The organism is Curtobacterium sp. 'Ferrero' (assembly GCF_002412165.1).
Classification (GTDB): Bacteria; Actinomycetota; Actinomycetes; order Actinomycetales; family Microbacteriaceae; genus Curtobacterium.
In genome coordinates, this window is record NZ_NXIA01000003.1 from 115,116 (window position 1) to 133,439 (window position 18,324).

General features: G+C 72.1%; 20 protein-coding genes. 12 read left to right on the top strand and 8 right to left on the bottom strand.

What is annotated here, in order from left to right; translation table 11 throughout:
• Window positions 1-22 precede the first annotated feature (22 nt).
• The 7 genes from Csp2054_RS04550 (at window position 23) to Csp2054_RS04580 (ending at window position 7,263) form a co-directional block, all read left to right on the top strand.
• Window positions 23-1,021 (top strand): sugar phosphate isomerase/epimerase family protein, encoded by a 999-nt coding sequence (locus Csp2054_RS04550; RefSeq protein ID WP_096898122.1) that lies wholly within the window; start codon window positions 23-25, stop codon window positions 1,019-1,021.
• Window positions 1,018-1,971 carry a 3-hydroxyacyl-CoA dehydrogenase family protein gene (locus tag Csp2054_RS04555; protein ID WP_096898123.1) on the top strand — a complete coding sequence of 318 codons (954 nt, stop codon included), beginning with the start codon at window positions 1,018-1,020 and terminating at the stop codon, window positions 1,969-1,971. Before Csp2054_RS04550 ends, Csp2054_RS04555 begins: the two co-directional genes overlap by 4 nt.
• A 14-nt stretch (window positions 1,972-1,985) precedes the next feature.
• Complete coding sequence (locus Csp2054_RS04560; protein ID WP_096898124.1) at window positions 1,986-2,753, top strand: SDR family NAD(P)-dependent oxidoreductase; 768 nt, start codon at window positions 1,986-1,988, stop codon at window positions 2,751-2,753.
• A gap of 145 nt (window positions 2,754-2,898) precedes the next feature.
• Entirely contained in the window at window positions 2,899-4,296 is a 1,398-nt protein-coding gene (locus tag Csp2054_RS04565; protein WP_096898125.1) for an MFS transporter, read from the top strand.
• Window positions 4,293-6,020, top strand: coding sequence for a dihydroxyacetone kinase family protein (locus Csp2054_RS04570; protein ID WP_096898126.1), 1,728 nt, complete (start codon window positions 4,293-4,295; stop codon window positions 6,018-6,020). The genes Csp2054_RS04565 and Csp2054_RS04570 overlap by 4 nt, the downstream gene beginning before the upstream one ends.
• On the top strand, window positions 6,017-6,511 hold the full coding sequence (locus tag Csp2054_RS04575; RefSeq protein WP_096898127.1) for a ribose-5-phosphate isomerase: 495 nt from the start codon (window positions 6,017-6,019) through the stop codon (window positions 6,509-6,511). The genes Csp2054_RS04570 and Csp2054_RS04575 overlap by 4 nt, the downstream gene beginning before the upstream one ends.
• Complete coding sequence (locus tag Csp2054_RS04580) at window positions 6,508-7,263, top strand: triose-phosphate isomerase family protein (RefSeq protein ID WP_096898128.1); 756 nt, start codon at window positions 6,508-6,510, stop codon at window positions 7,261-7,263. Before Csp2054_RS04575 ends, Csp2054_RS04580 begins: the two co-directional genes overlap by 4 nt.
• On the opposite strand, the gene Csp2054_RS04585 is transcribed toward Csp2054_RS04580, so the two are convergent.
• The 3 genes from Csp2054_RS04585 to Csp2054_RS04595 form a co-directional block, all read right to left on the bottom strand.
• Window positions 7,260-7,934: a response regulator gene (locus Csp2054_RS04585; RefSeq protein WP_096898129.1), complete on the bottom strand. Its 675-nt coding sequence runs from the start codon at window positions 7,932-7,934 to the stop codon at window positions 7,260-7,262. The two genes, Csp2054_RS04580 and Csp2054_RS04585, sit on opposite strands and share 4 nt — an antisense overlap.
• Window positions 7,931-9,139, bottom strand: a complete 1,209-nt coding sequence (locus Csp2054_RS04590; RefSeq protein WP_176491559.1) for a sensor histidine kinase — start codon at window positions 9,137-9,139, stop codon at window positions 7,931-7,933. The genes Csp2054_RS04585 and Csp2054_RS04590 overlap by 4 nt, the downstream gene beginning before the upstream one ends.
• Before the next feature lie 319 nt (window positions 9,140-9,458).
• A complete protein-coding gene (locus Csp2054_RS04595) occupies window positions 9,459-10,145 on the bottom strand; it encodes an SDR family NAD(P)-dependent oxidoreductase (RefSeq protein ID WP_096898259.1) in 687 nt (228 codons plus the stop codon).
• 175 nt (window positions 10,146-10,320) lie between these two features.
• Here Csp2054_RS04595 and Csp2054_RS04600 point away from each other — a divergent pair, with 175 nt between their 5' ends.
• Window positions 10,321-11,154, top strand: a complete 834-nt coding sequence (locus tag Csp2054_RS04600; protein ID WP_096898131.1) for an SDR family oxidoreductase — start codon at window positions 10,321-10,323, stop codon at window positions 11,152-11,154.
• A 55-nt stretch (window positions 11,155-11,209) separates the two neighbouring features.
• The gene (locus Csp2054_RS04605) at window positions 11,210-12,091 is read left to right on the top strand and encodes a manganese catalase family protein (RefSeq protein WP_096898132.1); all 882 of its coding nucleotides are present in this window, start codon (window positions 11,210-11,212) and stop codon (window positions 12,089-12,091) included.
• A 69-nt stretch (window positions 12,092-12,160) separates the two neighbouring features.
• On the opposite strand, the gene Csp2054_RS04610 is transcribed toward Csp2054_RS04605, so the two are convergent.
• Both Csp2054_RS04610 and Csp2054_RS04615 read right to left on the bottom strand, forming a co-directional pair.
• A complete protein-coding gene (locus Csp2054_RS04610) occupies window positions 12,161-12,460 on the bottom strand; it encodes a hypothetical protein (protein WP_096898133.1) in 300 nt (99 codons plus the stop codon).
• A gap of 12 nt (window positions 12,461-12,472) precedes the next feature.
• Window positions 12,473-12,919, bottom strand: coding sequence for an Hsp20/alpha crystallin family protein (locus Csp2054_RS04615; protein ID WP_096898134.1), 447 nt, complete (start codon window positions 12,917-12,919; stop codon window positions 12,473-12,475).
• Window positions 12,920-13,226: 307 nt separating this feature from the next.
• Between Csp2054_RS04615 and Csp2054_RS04620 the strand changes: the two genes are divergently transcribed.
• From Csp2054_RS04620 to Csp2054_RS04630, 3 genes are read left to right on the top strand one after another with little or no spacing between them, the layout of a single operon-like run.
• Entirely contained in the window at window positions 13,227-13,409 is a 183-nt protein-coding gene (locus tag Csp2054_RS04620; protein WP_096898135.1) for a hypothetical protein, read from the top strand.
• Between the two features lie 19 nt (window positions 13,410-13,428).
• On the top strand, window positions 13,429-13,968 hold the full coding sequence (locus Csp2054_RS04625) for a MarR family winged helix-turn-helix transcriptional regulator (protein ID WP_096898136.1): 540 nt from the start codon (window positions 13,429-13,431) through the stop codon (window positions 13,966-13,968).
• Window positions 13,969-14,024: 56 nt separating this feature from the next.
• Window positions 14,025-14,633, top strand: coding sequence for a TetR/AcrR family transcriptional regulator (locus Csp2054_RS04630; protein ID WP_096898137.1), 609 nt, complete (start codon window positions 14,025-14,027; stop codon window positions 14,631-14,633).
• Between the two features lie 45 nt (window positions 14,634-14,678).
• On the opposite strand, the gene Csp2054_RS04635 is transcribed toward Csp2054_RS04630, so the two are convergent.
• The 3 genes from Csp2054_RS04635 to Csp2054_RS04645 all read right to left on the bottom strand — a co-directional run bounded on the left by Csp2054_RS04635 (window position 14,679) and on the right by Csp2054_RS04645 (window position 17,658).
• Window positions 14,679-15,548: a metal-dependent hydrolase gene (locus tag Csp2054_RS04635; protein ID WP_096898138.1), complete on the bottom strand. Its 870-nt coding sequence runs from the start codon at window positions 15,546-15,548 to the stop codon at window positions 14,679-14,681.
• A 182-nt stretch (window positions 15,549-15,730) separates the two neighbouring features.
• Entirely contained in the window at window positions 15,731-16,846 is a 1,116-nt protein-coding gene (locus Csp2054_RS04640; protein ID WP_096898139.1) for a Gfo/Idh/MocA family protein, read from the bottom strand.
• A complete protein-coding gene (locus tag Csp2054_RS04645; protein WP_096898140.1) occupies window positions 16,843-17,658 on the bottom strand; it encodes a sugar phosphate isomerase/epimerase family protein in 816 nt (271 codons plus the stop codon). The genes Csp2054_RS04640 and Csp2054_RS04645 overlap by 4 nt, the downstream gene beginning before the upstream one ends.
• Window positions 17,659-18,324: the final 666 nt, after the last annotated feature.

The following is an 18,324-nucleotide window of genomic DNA, read 5'->3' on the forward strand; positions in this document are numbered from 1 at the left end:
ACGACTGCGAAGGAGCAAGCACGTGGCATCACCACAGGAGTGGGTCACCCAGGACTGGGACCCGTCGACCTGGACCGCCGAGACCTGGCCGATCGCGACGTGCTTGCACGGCTTCCCGCAGACCACCCGTGACGGTGTCGCGTTCCACGACGCCGACCCCGAGGTCTGGGACGACGTGTTCGCACAGATCGAGGCGGTCGGGTTCACGCTCGCCGAACTCGCCGACAGCCACATCCGTCCGGCGGACCTCGAGCGCTCGCGGCGGGACGAGCTGTTCTCGATCGCGGCGTCGCACGGCGTCGGGATCCCCTCGGTGCACCTGCAGCGCAAGAGCGTCATCCAGCCGGGCCACGAGGAGGACAACCTCGCCTACGCCCACCGGACCATCGACGCGGCGGCCGAGTGGGGCATGCAGGTCTTCTCGACCGGGCTGCACCAGCCGTTCACCGACGCCCAGCGGAAGGCGCTGTGGTTCTGGACGGCGCCGGGGCCGAAGGACCCCGACGACCCCGAGGTCTGGAACGCCGCGGTCTCCCGGCTCCGGGAGCTCGGTGAGCACGCCGCGAGCGTCGGCCTGCCGATGGCCCTCGAGCTCTACGAGGACACCTACCTCGGCACCGCCGACAGCGCCGTCCGCCTGGTCGAGGAGATCGGGCTCGACAACGTCGGGCTCAACGCGGACGTCGCGAACCTCATCCGCCTGCACCGGCCCGTGGAGGACTGGCAGGAGCTCTTCGCGGCGACCCTGCCGTACACGAACTACCTGCACGTGAAGAACTACACGCGCGACGAGGCCAGCGACGGGAGCTGGGCGACGAGCGTCCCGAGCACCATGGAGACCGGCCTCATCAACTACCGCCGGGTCCTCCGCGACGCGGTCGCCGACGGCTTCCGCGGGATCGTCATGACCGAGCAGTACGGCGGGGACAGCCTCGGCGTCTGCGCCACGAACCAGCAGTACATCCGTTCCGTCCTCGCCACCTCGGTGGTCGGGGCGGCGAAGCAAGGAGCACTCCGATGAGCACCCTCGACATCGCCGTCGTCGGGTCCGGGTACATGGGCGGCGGGATCGCCCAGGTCCTCGCCCTCGCCGGCCACACCGTCACGATCGCCGACGTCTCGGCCGAGGTCGCGGCGTCGAACCGCGCACGACTCCTCACCGAGACGGAGCAGTTCGTCGCCGACGGCCTGTTCCCGGCCGACGCCGTGTCCCGCGTCGACGCGCACCTCACCGCAGCGGCGTCCATCGAGGAAGCCGTCGCCCGGGCCGACTTCATCGAGGAGGCCGTCCCCGAGAAGCTCGAGATCAAGCACGCGACGCTGCGCCGCATCAGCGAGGCCGCCCGGCCGGACGCCGTCATCGGCTCGAACACCTCGACGATCCTCATCGAGTCGCTCGCCGAAGCCGTCACCGGGCCCGAGCGCTTCCTCGGAGTGCACTTCTCGAACCCGGCACCGTTCATCCCCGGCGTCGAGCTCATCCCGCACCCGACGACGAACGAGCACGCGATCGAGGTCGGGGAGACCGTCGTCGCCGCGACCGGCAAGCAGTCGGCGCGGGTGAAGGACTCGACCGGGTTCGTCCTCAACCGCCTGCAGTACGCCCTGTTCGAGGAGGCGACGAAGATCGCCGACGAGGGCATCGCCAGCCCGGACGACATCGACACGATCGTCCGGACCACCTTCGGGTTCCGCCTGCCGTTCTTCGGCCCGTTCGCGATCGCCGACATGGCCGGGCTCGACGTCTACGCGTTCTGCTTCGAGTCGCTGCAGACCCGCTGGCCCGAGCGCTTCGCGACGCCGCCCTCGCTCCAGCAGCACGTCGACGCCGGCGAGCTCGGCACGAAGTCGGGCTCCGGCTACCTCGACGTGCCGGCCGACCGCACGCCCGAGCTCGTCGCCTACCGCAACAAGGCGTACGTCGCGATGCAGAAGCTCCTCGACGACCTCGGCCCGGCCCCGATCCACTGAGGGAGCAGACGACCATGACCACGACCACCACGGACCGAACCGTCGTCCTCACCGGTGCCGCCTCCCCGCGGGGCATCGGCCGCGCCACCGCCCACCACCTCGCCGAGCAGGGCTGGAACGTCGGCGTCATCGACCTCGACCAGGCCGCGAGCGAGCAGGTCGCCGCGGAGATCCGCGAGCAGCACGGCGTGCAGGCCGTCGGGGCGGGGGCGAACGTCGCCGACGAGGCCGCCGTCCGCGCGGCGTTCGACTCGATCGAGGCCGCGCTGCCGCCGATCGCCGCGCTCGTGAACCTGGCGGGCGTCTCCTCGGCGCACGCCTACCTCGACCTCCCCGAGGGGGAGTGGCACCGCGTCCTCAGCATCAACCTCGACGGGGTGCACTTCGCGAGCCTCCGTGCGGCGCAGTCGATGGTGCGGAACGGCTACGGCCGGATCGTCAACCTGTCGTCGGTGTCCGCCCAGCGCGGCGGCGGGACGTTCAGCAAGACGCCGTACTCCGTCGCGAAGGCCGGCGTCGTCGGGCTCACGCGCGGCATGGCCCGCGAGCTCGGGCACCAGGGGGTCACCGTCAACGCGATCTCCCCCGGACCGATCGACACCGACATCATGGGCGGCACGCTCTCCGAGGAGCGCAAGGCCGAGATGGCCGCCGACGGCGTGCTCCCCCGGATCGGGACGCCGCGGGACATCGCGGCCGCGGTCGCCTACCTCATCAGCGAGGACGCCGGCTTCGTCACCGGCCAGACCCTCAACGTCGACGGCGGCCTCTACATGCACTGAGCCCCGCACCAACGCAACCAGCGCGCGACCAGCACGCACCGGGCCGACCCGGCCCCACGACCAGAGCGAGCCGACGTGCTCGACGTCCGTCGTGCCTCCAGGCCGCCACCGGCCACAGTCCCACCCGATCGCGAAGGAGCGATTCGTGTCCGCAACCACCCCAGCCCTGGGCTCGACCCACGACCCCGCACTGCGGTCGGCGATCGGCAAGGCGACGAAGCACCTCATGCCGATGCTCGTCATCCTGTACTTCGTCGCCTTCCTCGACCGCACCAACGTCGGCTTCGCCGAGGAGGCGCTCCGCGTCGACCGCGGCGTCTCGGACGCCGCCTTCGCCCTCGGCGCCGGCATCTTCTTCATCGGCTACGCGATCTTCGAGATCCCGTCCAACCTGCTGCTCAAGCGGTTCGGCGCGCGCTTCTGGCTCGCCCGCATCGCCGTCACCTGGGGGATCGTCGCCGCCCTGTTCGCCTTCACGACGAACGACACAATGTTCATCGTCCTGCGGTTCCTGCTCGGCGTCACCGAGGCCGGCCTGTTCCCCGGCGTGATCATGTACCTGTCCGAGTGGTTCCCGAACAAGGTCCGCGTGCGGATGTTCGCGATCTTCTACCTGGCGCAGCCGTTCTCGCAGATGATCGGCGCACCGCTCTCCGGCGGCCTGATCAGCGTCGGCGACCAGGTCACCCCGTTCGCGGGCTGGCAGGTCATGTTCGCCGGCGAGGGCATCCTCGCCGTGCTCGCCGGCGTCGCCGCACTGGTGTTCCTCACGAACAGCCCGCAGCAGGCGAAGTGGCTCGACGACGGCCAGAAGGCGTCGTTGACCGCGGCGATGGCCCGCGAGGACACCGCCAGGAACGAGGACGGTCCGAAGGGCATCTGGAAGGCGATGGCGAGCGGCCGCGTCTGGTACTTCACCGTCATCTACTTCTGCCTGCAGGTCGCCGTCTACGGCACCACCTTCTACCTGCCGCAGCAGGTGTCGGCCCTCCTCGGGCAGGACGTCGGCTGGCAGGTCGGGCTCGTCGCCGCGATCCCGTGGCTCGTCGGGCTGGTCGCCTGCTACCTCGTCGGCTCGAAGGCGGACACGGTCCGGCGCCGCCGGCACTGGGGCACCATGTTCTACATCACGACCGGCCTGTCGATCCTCGGTTCCGCGTGGGCGGGCGCGAACGGGCAGCCGTTTCTCGGCATCCTCTTCATCACCCTGGCCGTGGCGAGCTTCCTCGCGGTCGGCCCGATCACCTGGGCCTACCCGACGGCGTTCCTCACCGGTGCCGCCGCCGCAGCGGGCATCGGCCTGATCAACTCGCTCGGCAACCTCGGCGGGTTCGTGGCCCCGATCATGCGCACCGCGATCAACGACGTCGTCCCGACGGACAGCGGCGCGTTCGGCATCGTCTCGCTCGGGGTCCTCGCCTTCCTGGCGGCCGTGATGATCTTCTGCACGAAGTTCTTCCGCGGCGCACGGGCCGACGAGCTGCTCGACACCTCCCACGTCGCGACGCCGTCGCGCCCGAGCACGAAGGGAGCGGCCCGGTGACCCGGCTGTTCAACGACCCGGCGGACTTCGCCGACGAGGCGGCGGACGGCTTCGTCCTCGCCAACCAGCGGTGGGTCCGGCGCGTGCACGGCGGCGTCGCCCGCTCCACGGCCAGCCCCGACGGACAGGTCGCCGTGGTCATCGGCGGCGGCTCCGGCCACTACCCGGCGTTCGGCGGACTGGTCGGACCGGGGCTCGCGGCCGGCGCGGCGATGGGCAACCTGTTCGCCAGCCCGTCGGCCCAGCAGGTCGCAGGGGTCGCACGCGCCGCCGAGCGCGGTGGCGGGGTGCTGTTCTCGTACGGCAACTACGCGGGCGACTGCCTGAACTTCGACGCCGCGGCGCGGACCCTCGAGGCCGACGGCATCCCCGTCAGGACGGTCCGGGTCACCGACGACGTCGTCAGCGCACCCGCCGACCGCGCCGCCGAGCGTCGCGGCATCGCCGGGGACCTCTGCGTCTTCAAGGTCGCCGGCGCCGCCGCCGAGGAGGGGCGCGACCTCGACGCCGTGACCGCCGTCGCGGAGCGTGCGAACGAGCGCACCCGGTCCTTCGGCGTCGCGTTCTCGGGGTGCTCGCTCCCCGGGGCGTCCGAGCCGCTGTTCGAGGTGCCCGAACGTCGCATGGCGATCGGCATGGGCATCCACGGTGAGCGCGGCATCGACGAGACCGACGTCCCGACGGCCGACGGCCTCGCGCAGCTGCTGGTCGCGCGTCTGCTCGACGAGCTGCCGGACGGCGTCACCGCCGACGGTGCGCGGGTCGTCCCGATCCTCAACGGCCTCGGGAGCGTCAAGTACGAGGAGCTCTTCGTCGTCTGGCGTTCCGTGGCCTGCCTGCTCGAGGACGCCGGCGTCGTGGTCGTGGAGCCCGAGGTCGGGGAGCTCGTCACCAGCTTCGACATGGCCGGGGTCTCGCTCACGCTGCTCTGGCTCGACGACGAGCTCGAGCGGCTCTGGTCCGCACCCGCCGACACCCCCGCCTTCCGCAAGGGCGGTGCGATCGCGGCCGAGCCGCTGCCGGAGTCGGAGCTCGAGGCCGCGCAGGGCATCGAGGTCGGCACCGGCACGGACGAGTCCCAGCAGGTCGCCGCCCGCGTGGCGTCGGCGCTCGCCGCCGCGCGCCGCGTCGTCGACGAGCACGTCGACGAGCTCGGCGAGATGGACGCGATCGCCGGCGACGGCGACCACGGCATCGGCATGCAGCGCGGCGTCCACGCGGCGGACGCGGCCGCCCAGGAGGCACTGGGTCGCGGCGTCGGGGCGGGCGGACTGCTCGCCGTGGCGGCCGATGCGTGGTCCGACAAGGCCGGCGGGACGTCCGGTGCGATCTGGGGCGCCGCCCTGGAGGCACTGGGTCGCGTGGTCGGGGACGAGTCGCGTCCGTCGGCGGCGCGGCTCGCGGAGGCGGTGCACGCCGCGACCGCGGCGGTGTCCGCGTTCGGCGCCGTGCCCGGTGACAAGACGATGGTCGACGCGCTCGTGCCGTTCGACGACGCCTTCGGGTCCGCCGTCGAGGGCGGGGCGTCGACCGCGGATGCCTGGCGCGCCGCGGCGACGGCGGCCCGTGCGGCTGCGGACGCCACGGCCGACCTCGTGCCCCGCAAGGGGCGCGCCAAGACCCACGCCGAGCAGGCCGTGGGCACGAGGGACCCGGGAGCGGTGTCCTTCGCACTGATCGTCGAGACGGTGACCGCGGTCATCGAGGAAGGAGCAGCATCATGACGCTGCGTCTGGTCGTCGGGTCGGATGACGCTGGCTACGAGTACAAGGAGGCGATCAAGGCCGACCTGCTCGCGGACGGACGGGTCGCGGACGTCACCGACGTCGGGGTCGACGCGGACGGGCACACCGCCTACCCGCACATAGCCGTCGACGCCGCCCGGATGGTCGCGAACGGCGAGGCCGACCGCGCGATCCTGATCTGCGGCACCGGGCTCGGCGTGGCGATCAGCGCCAACAAGGTGCCCGGCATCCGAGCCGTGACCGCCCACGACAGTTACTCGGTCGAGCGGTCCGTGCTGTCGAACGACGCGCAGGTGCTCTGCATGGGGCAGCGGGTCGTCGGGCTCGAGGTCGCCCGTCGGATGGCGAAGGAGTGGCTCGGCTACGAGTTCGACCCGTCGTCCGCCAGCGCCGAGAAGGTCCAGGCGATCTGCGGCTACGACGGTTCCGCGGCCGAGGGCCTCGACGCCGAGGGAGCCGACCGCGCATGACGCTCGTCGGGGTGTCGCTCAAGATGTACTTCTCGCACGCCAGGACCCTCGACTGGGCCCGGCGGGTGGCGGACATCGCCGAGCGGCACCCCGCCGTGCGGTCGGGAGCCGCCGAGCTGTTCGTGGTCCCGTCGTTCCCGGCGCTCGTCCCCGTCCGGCAGGTGCTCGGCGACGGGCCGGTGCTGCTCGGCGCGCAGGACCTGTCGTGGGCCGACGACGGGGCGTTCACCGGGGAGGTCTCCGGCGCAGAACTCCGCGAGATCGGCGTCGACCTGGTCGAGATCGGCCACGCCGAACGACGCTCCCTGTTCCACGAGACGGACGACGTCGTCGCCGCCAAGGTGCTCGCGGCGTTCCGCAACCGCCTGCGGCCGCTGGTGTGCGTCGGGGAGCCGGTCAGGGCCTCCGCGGCGGCCGCCGTGACGGAGGTGACCGCGCAACTCGACCGCGCCCTCGCGCCGGCGATCGCGGAGGGTGTCGCGGGTCCGGTCATCGTCGCCTACGAGCCCGTCTGGGCCATCGGCGCACCGGCTCCGGCCCCGGACGAGCACATCGTCCAGGTGCTCGCGGGGATCGAGGCGCACGTGGCGGCGATCCCGGAGCTCGCGGGCTCCCGGGTGATCTACGGGGGGAGCGCCGGACCCGGCCTGCTCACGCGTGGGCAGGGGCGGATCGGGGGTCTGTTCCTCGGGCGGTTCGCGCACGACCCGGCGGCGGTGGCCACGATCCTCGACGAGGTCGTGCCCGGCTAGACCTCGTCCCGCGCCCCCGCGAGCCCGTGGTCGTGCGCGTACACCACGAGCTGCACGCGGTCCCGGAGCTGGAGCTTGCCCAGGATGCTCGAGATCTGCGTCTTCACGGTCGACTCGGTGACGAACTCCTTCGCGGCGATCTCGGCGTTCGACAGCCCGCGCGAGGCCCACCCGAACACGATGCGCTCCCGGTCGGACAGCGACGCGAACTCGATCGGCTGCGGCTTCGGCGCACGCTCGACGTCGGCGCCGAACAGCTGGGCGAGGTCGTTCGGTGCGATCACCGAGCTGCCCTCGTGCACGGCGCGGATCGCGGCGAACAGGAACGGTGGCGTGGTGTCCTTCAGCAGGAAGCCGCTCGCGCCGAGCCGGATGGCGGTGGCGGCGGCCGGGTCGAGGCCGAACGTGGTGAGCACGACCACCCGTGGCAGCGGACCCTCGACCTCGCCCGAGTAGAGCCGACGGACGGTCTCGACACCGTCCACACCGGCCATGCGCATGTCGAGCAGCACCACGTCCGGCCGGAGCGTCGGGATCGCGGCGAGGGCCTCGGCGCCGTCGGATGCCTCGCCCACCACCTCCATGTCGTCCTGGGCGTCGAGGACGACGCGCAGACCCGCCCGGAAGAGTGCCTGGTCGTCGGTGAGCAGGATGCGGATGCGTTCGGTCATCGGTGGCTCCCCCCTGGGATGTCGATCGGGATGCGTGCGCGGGCGACGAACGCGTCGTCGAGGACCGCTGCGTCGAAGGAGCCGTCGAGGGCGGCGAGCCGGCTGCGCATGCCGTCGACGCCACGGCCGGAACCGCCGGTCGACCCGCTGCCGACCCGGTTCTCCACCTCGAGCACGAGGTCGCCCGACCGCCAGGTCTCGTGCACGGTCACGGGCATGCCGGGTGCGCCGTGCCGGAGTGCGTTCGTGAGCATCTCCTGCAGCACCCGCCGGGCGGCGGTCCCGCTGTCCGGGCCGAGTGTGCGCGGGACGCCCCGGACGGTGTGGTCGACCTGGATGCCGGCGTCGCGGATCCCCTGCACGATCTCGTCCAGGGTCGCCGGGCCCGCGTCGGCCGTGCCGTCGATCTGCCCGAGGACCTGCCGGACCTCCATGAGCGAGCTGCGGGCCGTGCTCGCGATGGTGGCGCTCACCTCGCGCACCCGGGCCTCGTCGGCGAGGAACGGCACCGAGTCGGCCTGCGCGATGATGACCGCGAGCGAGTGCCCGACGACGTCGTGGACGTCCCGGGCGATCGCGGCGCGGATCCGTTCCGCCTCGGCGACGTCGATGGCGCGGGTGGCGGTGGCCTCGGCCTCGGTCGCGACGGCCTCGGCGCGGGAGCGGGCCTCCTCGGCGTGCGCACGGCGCTCCGACTCGCGGTCGCGCGAGCGGAACGCCCGCACCGCGAGCCCCCCGGCCCACACGGCGAGCAGGGCCGCGACCGGTGCGACCATCGCGAGGAACGCCTGGTCGCGCGGGCCGTTGACGAGCACCGCGAAGCGGAAGCCCGTGACCGTGAGGTACAGGGTCGCCCCGACCCCGGTCACGAAGGCGAGGAGGCCGGACAACACGACCTCGGCGCGGGTCCCGAGGATCGCGGTCGTGCCGATCACCACGAAGATGGCGAGGTCGACCAGGGAGGGGCGCTCACCGCCCGCGACCTGCACGAAACCGAGCACGACGACGAGGAGCATCGCGCCCGACGGCGACACCCGGCGGACGGCGATCGCTCCGGCAGCTGCGACGACCGCGAGGATGCTCGCGTGCTCGAGTCCGAGGTCGACCGGCGCGAGGAACGCCGCTGCGGCGACGACCGCCCACACGACGTCGGCGACGACCGAGCGCACCGCGAGCGGTCGGACGAGCGTGCGCCGTGGGGTCACGGCACCGATCATCGCACGGCGGTGTGCGGGCATCGCCGTCGTCTGGGTCAGGCGACGGGTGCCACGGCGAGGATGGCCCACACGGTGACGGCGACGATCCCGGCGCAGACGCTCAGGGTGGCGATGACGTGCTTGCTCGAGGACTCCATGTGCTCAGCCTCGTGGAGTCGTGGGTCGGCGACATCGGGCGCACGGCCGAAGCGCATCAGCCCGCAGGACGAAGCCCTCTCGGCGCGCGGGTGCGCGCGACGTGCCCACACGGCGGACGGGAGGCGCGTGGCGGCCGCGCCACGTGCCTCCCGTCCGCCGCGGGTCGGCGTCAGACGACCACGGAGCCGAGCATCCGGTGCGCGATCGAGATCGACTCGCCGCTGAGCGCCGACAGCGGCGAGGACAGGAACGCGACCAGGTCCGCGATCTGCTGCGGGCTGGACTCGCCGCCCGCGCCGCGCTGCACCTCGGACCCGGGCTCGTCGGTGACCGTTCCCGGGTTCACGACGTTCACGCTGACGCCCGATCCCGCCAGGTCGTCGGCCAGGTTCTTCGCGATGACGTTCACCGCCGTGTTCCGGAGCGATGCGGTGATGTTGCCGGAGATGTAGGCGTTCTGCCCGCTCACCACGACGACGCGACCGGAGCCCGCCTCCCGCTGGTGCGGCAGGACGGCGTTCGCGACGCGGAGGAAGCCCAGCGCCTTGCCGTCGATCGCCTCGGCGACCTGCTCGGGGTCGGACTTCCGTGCCGGGTCCAGCGTCTGCGCACTCGGAGCGGCGGTGACGACGAGCACGTCGATGCGCCCGTGCCGCGCGAGCACCGCAGCGACCCCGGCGTCGACCGACTCCTGTGACGCGGTGTCCATCGAGACGCTGTCGTCGCCGTCCTCGGCGCTCCGGGACGCCACCACCACCGTGGAGCCCTCGGCCCGGAGCCGGTCGGCGACGGCACGGCCGATGTATCCCTTCCCCCCGACGACGAGCGCGACACGATCCGAGAGCTGCAGGTCCATGCCGGTCACGCTACGCGCGGCCCCGTCGGTCGGTGACCCGGATCGACGAGGCCGGCACCGCCGGACCGCGCGATCGGGCCACTCCCGAACGGCCGTCCAGCGCCCGCCGCCGACCATCGGCCGCACCGCAGCGACACCGACCGCAGCGACGACGGACCACCGATCAGGAGACGACATGACCGAACAGCAGCAGCCCCCGGGCAGCGACCAGCAGCTCACCCCGGCAGCCGACCACGGCGAGGAGTCCTACCGGGGTTCCGGCAAGCTCACCGGGAAGCGCGCGGTGATCACGGGCGGGGACAGCGGCATCGGCAAGGCGGTCGCGATCGCCTTCGCCCGCGAGGGAGCGGACGTCCTGATCAGCTACCTCCCGGACGAGGAGGACGACGCCCAGGACACGAAGCGCTGGGTGGAGGAGGCCGGGCGGACGGCGGTCCTGCTCCCGGGTGACGTCAGCGACCCGGCGTACTGCCGGTCCGTGGTCGCCACCGCGGTCGAGCGGCTCGGCGGGCTCGACGTGCTCGTGAACAACGCGGCGTACCAGATGACCCACGAGACGATCGAGGAGATCAGCGACGAGGAGTGGGACCACACCCTCGCGACGAACCTCAGCGCGTACTTCCACCTCGTCAAGGCCGCGCTCCCGCACCTCGGCCCGGGCTCGGCGATCATCGGTTCGAGCTCGGTGAACTCCGACAACCCGAAGCCGGACCTCGCCCCGTACGACGTCACGAAGGCCGGCGTCGCGAACCTCTCGGCAGCGCTCGCCCAGCTGCTCGGCCCCCGCGGCATCCGCGTCAACAGCGTCGCACCCGGGCCGATCTGGACGCCCCTCATCCCCTCGACGATGCCGCCCGAGGAGGTCGAGCAGTTCGGCAAGCAGACGCCGCTCGGCCGCCCCGGACAGCCTGCCGAGCTCGCCCCGGTCTACGTGCTGCTCGCGAGCGACGACGGTAGCTACGTCTCCGGCGCCCGTGTCGCCGTGACGGGCGGCACCCCGATCCTCTGAGCGGCAGACCACCGCTGCCCGGCGACCGACCGCACCACCACGACAGGAGAACGATTTGTACTTCCACAAGCAGGAACTCCAGTTCGCGTCCACCCCGGACAAGCCCGATGCCGTCTACGCCCGCAAGCTGCAGGAGGTGCTCGGCGGTCAGTACGGCGAGATCACCGTCGCCATGCAGTACCAGTTCCAAGCGTGGAACATGCACATGCCCGGCAAGTACCGGGATCTGGTGTTCGGCATCGGCGCGGAGGAGATGGGCCACGTCGAGATGCTCGCCACGATGATCGCGCAGCTGCTCGAGAAGAGCCCGCTGGGCATCACCGAGGACGCCGTGCAGGACGACCCGACCGTCGCCGCGATCATCGGAGGCACGGACGTCCAGCAGGGCATCGTCGCCGGTGCCGGAGCCCGGCCGGTCGACAGCAACGGCAACCCGTGGCAGGGCTCGTACATCACCGCGAGCGGGAACCTGCTCGCGGACTTCACGGCGAACGCCAACGCCGAGATGCAGGGTCGGGTGCAGGTCGCCCGGCTATACCACATGACCGACGACGCCGGGGTGCGGGACCTGCTCTCGTTCCTCCTCGCACGCGACACGATGCACCAGAACATGTGGGCGACGGCGGCCGCCGAACTCCGGGAACAGGGGATCGAGGACTTCCCGACACCGAGCAACTTCCCCCAGTCGAAGGAGAACCAGGAGGTCGACTACCAGTACCTGAACTTCTCCGACGGCAAGGAGGCGGCGAACGGCCCGTGGGCGAGCGGTCCCTCGTTCGACGGCAAGGGCGAGTACAGCTACCACGACGGTCCGACGACGTCGGCGCCGATGCCGCCGCCCACCCACCCGGACGTCCGGTTCTACGGCACGACCGAGCTGCCGAACGTCGTCGAGAAGACGGCCGGGACGGTGCAGGACAAGCTGCACAAGGAGTAGCCCGGACCGTCCACGAGACGGACGGGAGGCGCGGTGCCGGCTGGCAGCGACCTCCCGTCCGTTCTGTGGTCACCTCGAGATCGTCGCGACCGTTTGCGTGTCGTCCTCCGGTTCCGGTGGCGGCGCGAAGACGCCGTCGTAGAGCCGCACGGCGCTCCACCCGGCCACGACGGCCGCCGTCCCGAGGACAGCAGCGATCCACGGCACCACCCCCGTGAAGGCGGCCGGGGCGACCACCCAGGCCAGGAACGTGCCGACCGTGCTGCCCGCCGCACCGAGCACGAGCGCGGTGCGGCGGTCGAGGCTCCACGTGGTCAGCGCGGCGGTGACCGCGAGGACGGCCACGAGTGCGTTGAGCAGTGCTCCCACGGCGCCTCCGGGCTAGTCCGCGGCGCCCTGGCCCGTGCCGACCGCGAGCTGCTGGGAACCGCCGCCGACGGCGACCTCGATCTTGCGCGGCTTCGCCGACTCCTTGACCGGGATCGTGATGCTCAGCACGCCGTTGTCGTAGTTCGCCGTGATGCGGCCGGCGTCCAGGTGGTCGCCGAGGGTCAGCTGGCGGACGAAGGTGCCCGGCTGGCGCTCGCGCGTGATCCACTGCGAGCCCTCCGGCGCACCGAGCGTCCGCTCGGCACGGATGGTCAGGACCGACCCGTCGACGTCGACGTCGACCGAGCCCGGGTCGATGCCCGGCAGGTCGACGTCGAGGACGTAGTGGTCCCCGGTGCGGTACAGGTCCATCGGCATCGAACGCGGTCCGCCGGCGCTCCCGAGCAGGGAGCCGGCGAGGCGGTCGAGCTCGCGGAACGGGTCGAAGTTCATCGTCATCGTCGTCAACTCCTTCGTGTGGATTCTCGTTGAGTCCCCTCGACTCAACTGCTTCTGTTTTAGCACTCGAACCCAGAGAGTGCCAACAGGACGCCGTGAGGTCGCTGGGGGTCCTGCAGCGCACGTCTCCCGCTCGGCGACGTGCCGGATGTCCGTCAGGCGACGAGTTCGCGGAGGTTCGGTGCGCGAAACGTCCATTCCGGAAACGGTTCGTTGTGGAAACCGTTCGCGCCGTGAAAGAGTTTCGACGTCCACGAGGGACTGCCGCCCGGGCCGGGCAGCAGTGAGCAGGAAGGCGGGATCAGACATGCACAGCACGTACACGGGGATGCCGCGACACGCACGGATCGGTCGGAGCCACCCGCGCGCGGGCCTCACCGACCAGGCCGTCATCGACGCGTTCGTCGAGCGCCGGATCGAGGACCCCTCGCTCCTGTCCCAGCGCTCCGAGCCGTCCTACGCCGACTTCTTCGCCGTCCCGGCCGTCTGACACAGGAGCCCATGACCCCATGCCGCTGACCGTCGTCCGCCGCGAGCACAACCACCTCTACGCACGAGCACCCCGCTCGGCCGCCGCGAGGACCGCCGTCGACGCCATCCTCCGGTTGCAGCACGCGGAGGAGCAGCAGGTGGAGGCAGCGCGGGTCGACACCGGGTTGTCGAAGAACGAGTCGCTCGCGCTGCGGTACCTCCTGCAGGCCTCACGCGACGAGCGGCCGATGGGGCCGAAGGACCTCGCGGTGATGCTCGCGGTGTCGAACGCCTCGGTCACCAAGGTCGTCGACGCGCTCGTGGAGAAGGGTGACCTCGTCCGCGACGCCCACCCGACCGACCGACGGCAGCAGGTCCTGCAGCCGACCGAGCAGGCGGCCGCGAAGATCGACGCCTCGTACGCGGCGTTCCACCAGGCCGTCGTGGACGTCTTCGACGGTCTCTCGGACGCGGACAACGCGGTGGTGAGCCGGGCGCTCACGGCCGTCGTCGACGCCCTCGCCGAGGGGACGCCGACCCCGGCCGACGAGGACGCCCCCGCGACGCAGCGGCGCTGACGTCCGGCGGGGACGCGGTCCTCGCACGGAAAACCTTCCAGCGGTAAGTTGGCAGGATGACGACCCCGGCCGACGAGCACGAGGGCCCGCAGCGACGCGGGTACCGCAAGGGCGCCGAGCGTCGCGCGCAGATCCTCGACGAGACCATCCGGATGGTCGCGGCGCAGGGCGTGGACGCGTCGTCGCTCCGGTCGGTCGCCGAGGCGCTCGGCATCACGCACGCCGCGCTCCGCCACTACTTCCCGAGCCGGGACGACCTGTTGTTGGCCGTCTACCACGAGCACGAGGTCCGGTCGCAGCCCGACCCGGACCGGCAGAAGTCGGCGATCGGCGACATGCGGGACAGCGCCGTGCGGAACCGTGCGGTACCCGGCCTGGTGCAGCTGTACACGACGCTCTCCGCCGATGCGGTGCAGGAGGGCCACCCGTCGACGCGCGAGTTCATGCGCGAGCGGTTCGCGAGCCTCCGCGCCGAGCTCGCCGGGTGGATCCGGGCCGACCAGGAGGCCGGACGCATCCGTGCCGACCTCGACCCGGTCGACCTCGCCGCACTGAGCATCGCGGCGTCCGACGGCTTGCAGGTGCAGTGGCTGCTCGACCCGGGTGCCGTGGACGGCGAGCGGGTGCTCCGGATGCTCGAGCAGATCGTCCCGCGGGCGGACTGACCCCGGGCACCGTCCGGCATGCGACCGACCGAGCGCGGGCTGGACTCAGCGCGGTGTGAGCGTGGTCGTCATCGTGACCAGACGCGCACCGGGGACGTCCTCCACGGCGAGCTCGACGGTGGGGTCGACGAGGTCCGCCAGGCTCGTCGGGTGCGTTCCGCCGCACGGGATGGTCGCGACGCCCTCGGGCAGCTCGCACGTCCATCGTCGTCGGTCGGACAGGCCGGGGCCGTCGGTGTCGATCCGCACGGTGCCCCCGGTGGCGACCCAGTCGCGGAGCCGTCGGGTGATCCGGGCCGCGACGGCGTCGGGGTCGTCGAACGCAGCCGGGTCGAACCCCTTCTTCCGCAGGGACTTGCCGATGCGGTAGGCGTCCTCGGACCGGTACGCACCGATCGTTGACCGGGTGATCGCCAGCGAGTCGAACGCCGGGTGGCCGAGCGCGTCCCCCGGGGCGGGCTTGCCCCAGTGCTCCGCGAGCACGGCGTCGAGGGCGAGGGACGCCAGGTGACAGGCGGTGTGCCCGACGCTGAGCGCAGCACGGTACGCGGGATCGACGCTGACCGTGATCGGCTCGCCGACCTGCGGAGGGGTGCCCGTCACGACGTGTGCGACGGCGAAGACCCACCCGTCGGTCCCGGTGCGGACCGGCAGGTCGTCGCCGATGTGGACCGCGCCGTCCTGGAACCCCGCGACGCGGAGTTCGACGTCGTCGTACCGCATGCCGCCCGCCGTCAGGGTCACCCGGTCGGCCGGTTGGTCGGGCCACGCGGTGTCGACCGGATGCGCGGCGGTGCGGTCGGTGAACACGGCCCAGCGGTCGTCGGCGGTCGGCTCCACGTGCACGACCGTTCCCTCGCTCGTCAGGTCGCCGGCGGGGTACGTGACCTCGGTGTCGCTCGTGGGTGCTGGCATCCTCGCCTCTCCTGCCCGTCCGTCGGGCTCGCTCCATTGCACCATCGAAGCGGACCCGCGTGCGCGACGTGGCGGAGGCGAGCCGTGCCTCCAGTCCGCGCCATCCGCGACGCGGCCGACCTGAGGGGTGCAGCAGGGGCCGGCCCCGACGGGACCGGCCCCTGCTGCTGCTCGCGGCGTGCTCAGGCGTTGACGCCCTCGGCCAGGACCGCGGCCGCGGGGTCGAAGTCCTCGGGTAGCGGCTCCGGCTTCGTGATCCGCGACGTGATCTCGACGGCCTGACCGGACTCGGCGGCGTCACGGATGCCCAGCATGACGTCGAGCGCGTGCGAGGCGACGGCACCGGAGGCGCGCTCCGGCTGGCCCTCGGCGATCGCGCGGGCCATCTCGACCACACCCGTGCCGCGGCCCCACGTCGAACCGCGGTGCTCGAGCGTGGTCGGCTCGTCCTTGCCGAGCGTCCACAGCGTGCTGTCGCCGTCGAAGACGTTCGGGTCCGGCAGCACGATCGTGCCCTCGGAACCGTTGATCTCGACGAACCCGTTGCGGGGCAGGGCGTGCTGGAACGACAGCGTCGTCTGCGCGGACTGGCCGTCGGCGAACGAGATGAGGGCGGCGTGGTGCGTGGGCACCTCGACCGCGAACTCGGTGCCGGCGCGCGGGCCCGACCCGATCACGCGCGTCTCGCGGGACTTCGACGACACGGCCTGCACGCGCGAGGCCGAACCGAACGCGTGGAGCAGCGTCGTGACGTAGTACGGGCCGATGTCGAACAGCGGACCGGCGCCCTGCGCGTAGAGGAACTCGGGGTCCGGGTGCCACTGGTCCGGCCCGGGCACGTGGAACATCGTCGTCGCGGTGAGCGGCGTGCCGATGTCGCCGCGGGCGATGGCGCGGATCGCGGTCTGGATGCCGGCGCCGAGCACGGTGTCCGGCGCCGTGGCGTAGCGGACGCCCGCGGCATCGGCGGCGGCGAGCAGGGCCTGCGCGTCCTCGGCCGTGGTGGCGACCGGCTTCTCGCTCCAGGTGTGCTTGCCGGCGGCGATGATCTGCTGGCCGACCTCGGCGTGCTGGGCCGGGATGGTGATGTTCACCACGATCGCGATGTCGTCGCGGGCGAGGAGCTCCTCGACCGTGCCGTACGACGGGACGCCGTACTTCTCGGCCTGGGCCTTCGCGCGCTCCTGGATGACGTCGGCGACGAACAGCACCTCGACGTCGGCGAACTGCGTCAGGTTGGTCAGGTACTGGTCGGAGATGTTGCCGGCACCGATGATGCCGACGCCCACGCGGCTCACGCGGCGCTCCCGGCGGTGTCGTTCTCACGGAGCCACTGCAGCGACTCGGTGATGCCCTGGAAGACGTCGCCCGAGTAGGCGTCGAACTCCACCACGCGGATCGCCTGTGGCGCAGCGGCGAGGATGCCCGCCACGTCGACGTCGCCCTGGCCGGCCGGGGTCTGGTTCTCGAAGGCGCGCTGGAGCGCCTCCGGCACGATGAGCGCGCTCTCCGACGAGGGCAGCGCGGTCAGGATGTCACCGTCGACCTTGCCGTCCTTGACGTGGATCGCGACGACCCGGTCACCGAGGGAGCGGAGGACGGCCGGGGCGTCCGCGCCGCCGACGGTCGCCCAGAAGGTGTCGACCTCGAGCACGGTCTCCGGCGCGAGCTGCTCGACGAACAGGTCGTAGACGGTGCGGCCGTCGACCTTGTTCGTGAACTCCCACTGGTGGTTGTGGTAGCCGAACTGCAGGCCGTGGCTGGCCGCCTCGGCCGTGAGCTCGTTCACCCGGTCCGCGATCTTCTTCACGTCGTCGGCGGTCTGCCAGCGGTCGGTGGGGATGAACGGGTCGATGACGGTCTGGAGGCCGAGCCGCTTCGCCGCGTCCCAGATCGGCGCGGTGTCGTCGGCGTCGATCACCGCGACGTGCCCCGACGGAGCCTGGAGGCCGGTCGCCCGGAGTGCCCGCTCGAAGTCGTCGACGCGCTCGACGAACGCGTACGGCTCGACGTTCTCGTAGCCGATCTCACGGACGCGGGCGATGGCGGCGTCGAGGTCTTCGGCGATGGCGTCGCGCAGCGAGTAGAGCTGCACAGAGGTGGTGGGCATTGCAGAGGCTCCTTCGATCCTGTCTGGGTGGCGCGGCACTGGATGTCGCAGCCCGTCGAGGAGCGCTGCTCCACGGCGAGACCGAGTACGACGCTACCGGAGAAACCACCCGCTGTGTAGTTTTTGTCGCCGCGTCGCGTTTGGTGCGCAGTGTCGCGTTCGGTGCGCGAGGGGGCGTTCGGTGCGTTCGGTGCGTTCGGTGCGCGAGCGGGCGTTCGGCGCGTTCGGTGCGCGAGCGGGCGTTCCCTGTTGCTCGCGGACGCCGATGCTCGCGGATTCCGCCCGCTCGTGGTGAGGCATGCCGCTCCACGCACGTGCTGGCGCGGCGAGCCCCGGCCCGGGTCGCGAGCGGGCGTTTCCTGTCGCTCGCGGACGGCGACGCCTGCGTGTTCTGCCCGCTCACGGTCTCCGGGGCGGCTCCTCCGCTGAGGGGCGGGTCCGGACGTCCGAGTCACGTCGCGAGCGGGCGTTTCCTGGCGCCCGGTGGGACGGACACCGCCTGGTTTCGCCCGTTCGCGAGCGGGTGGAATCGGTCACCTGCGACCTCGGTCACCGGCCTCTTTCGCCCGCTCGCGCAACCGAGGCGCACGCCTGCGCACCCGGAACCGACGCGCGGGCCGCGAGCGGGCGGATCCGGTCACGCACGAGCGCCAGGCCCGGCCGGAA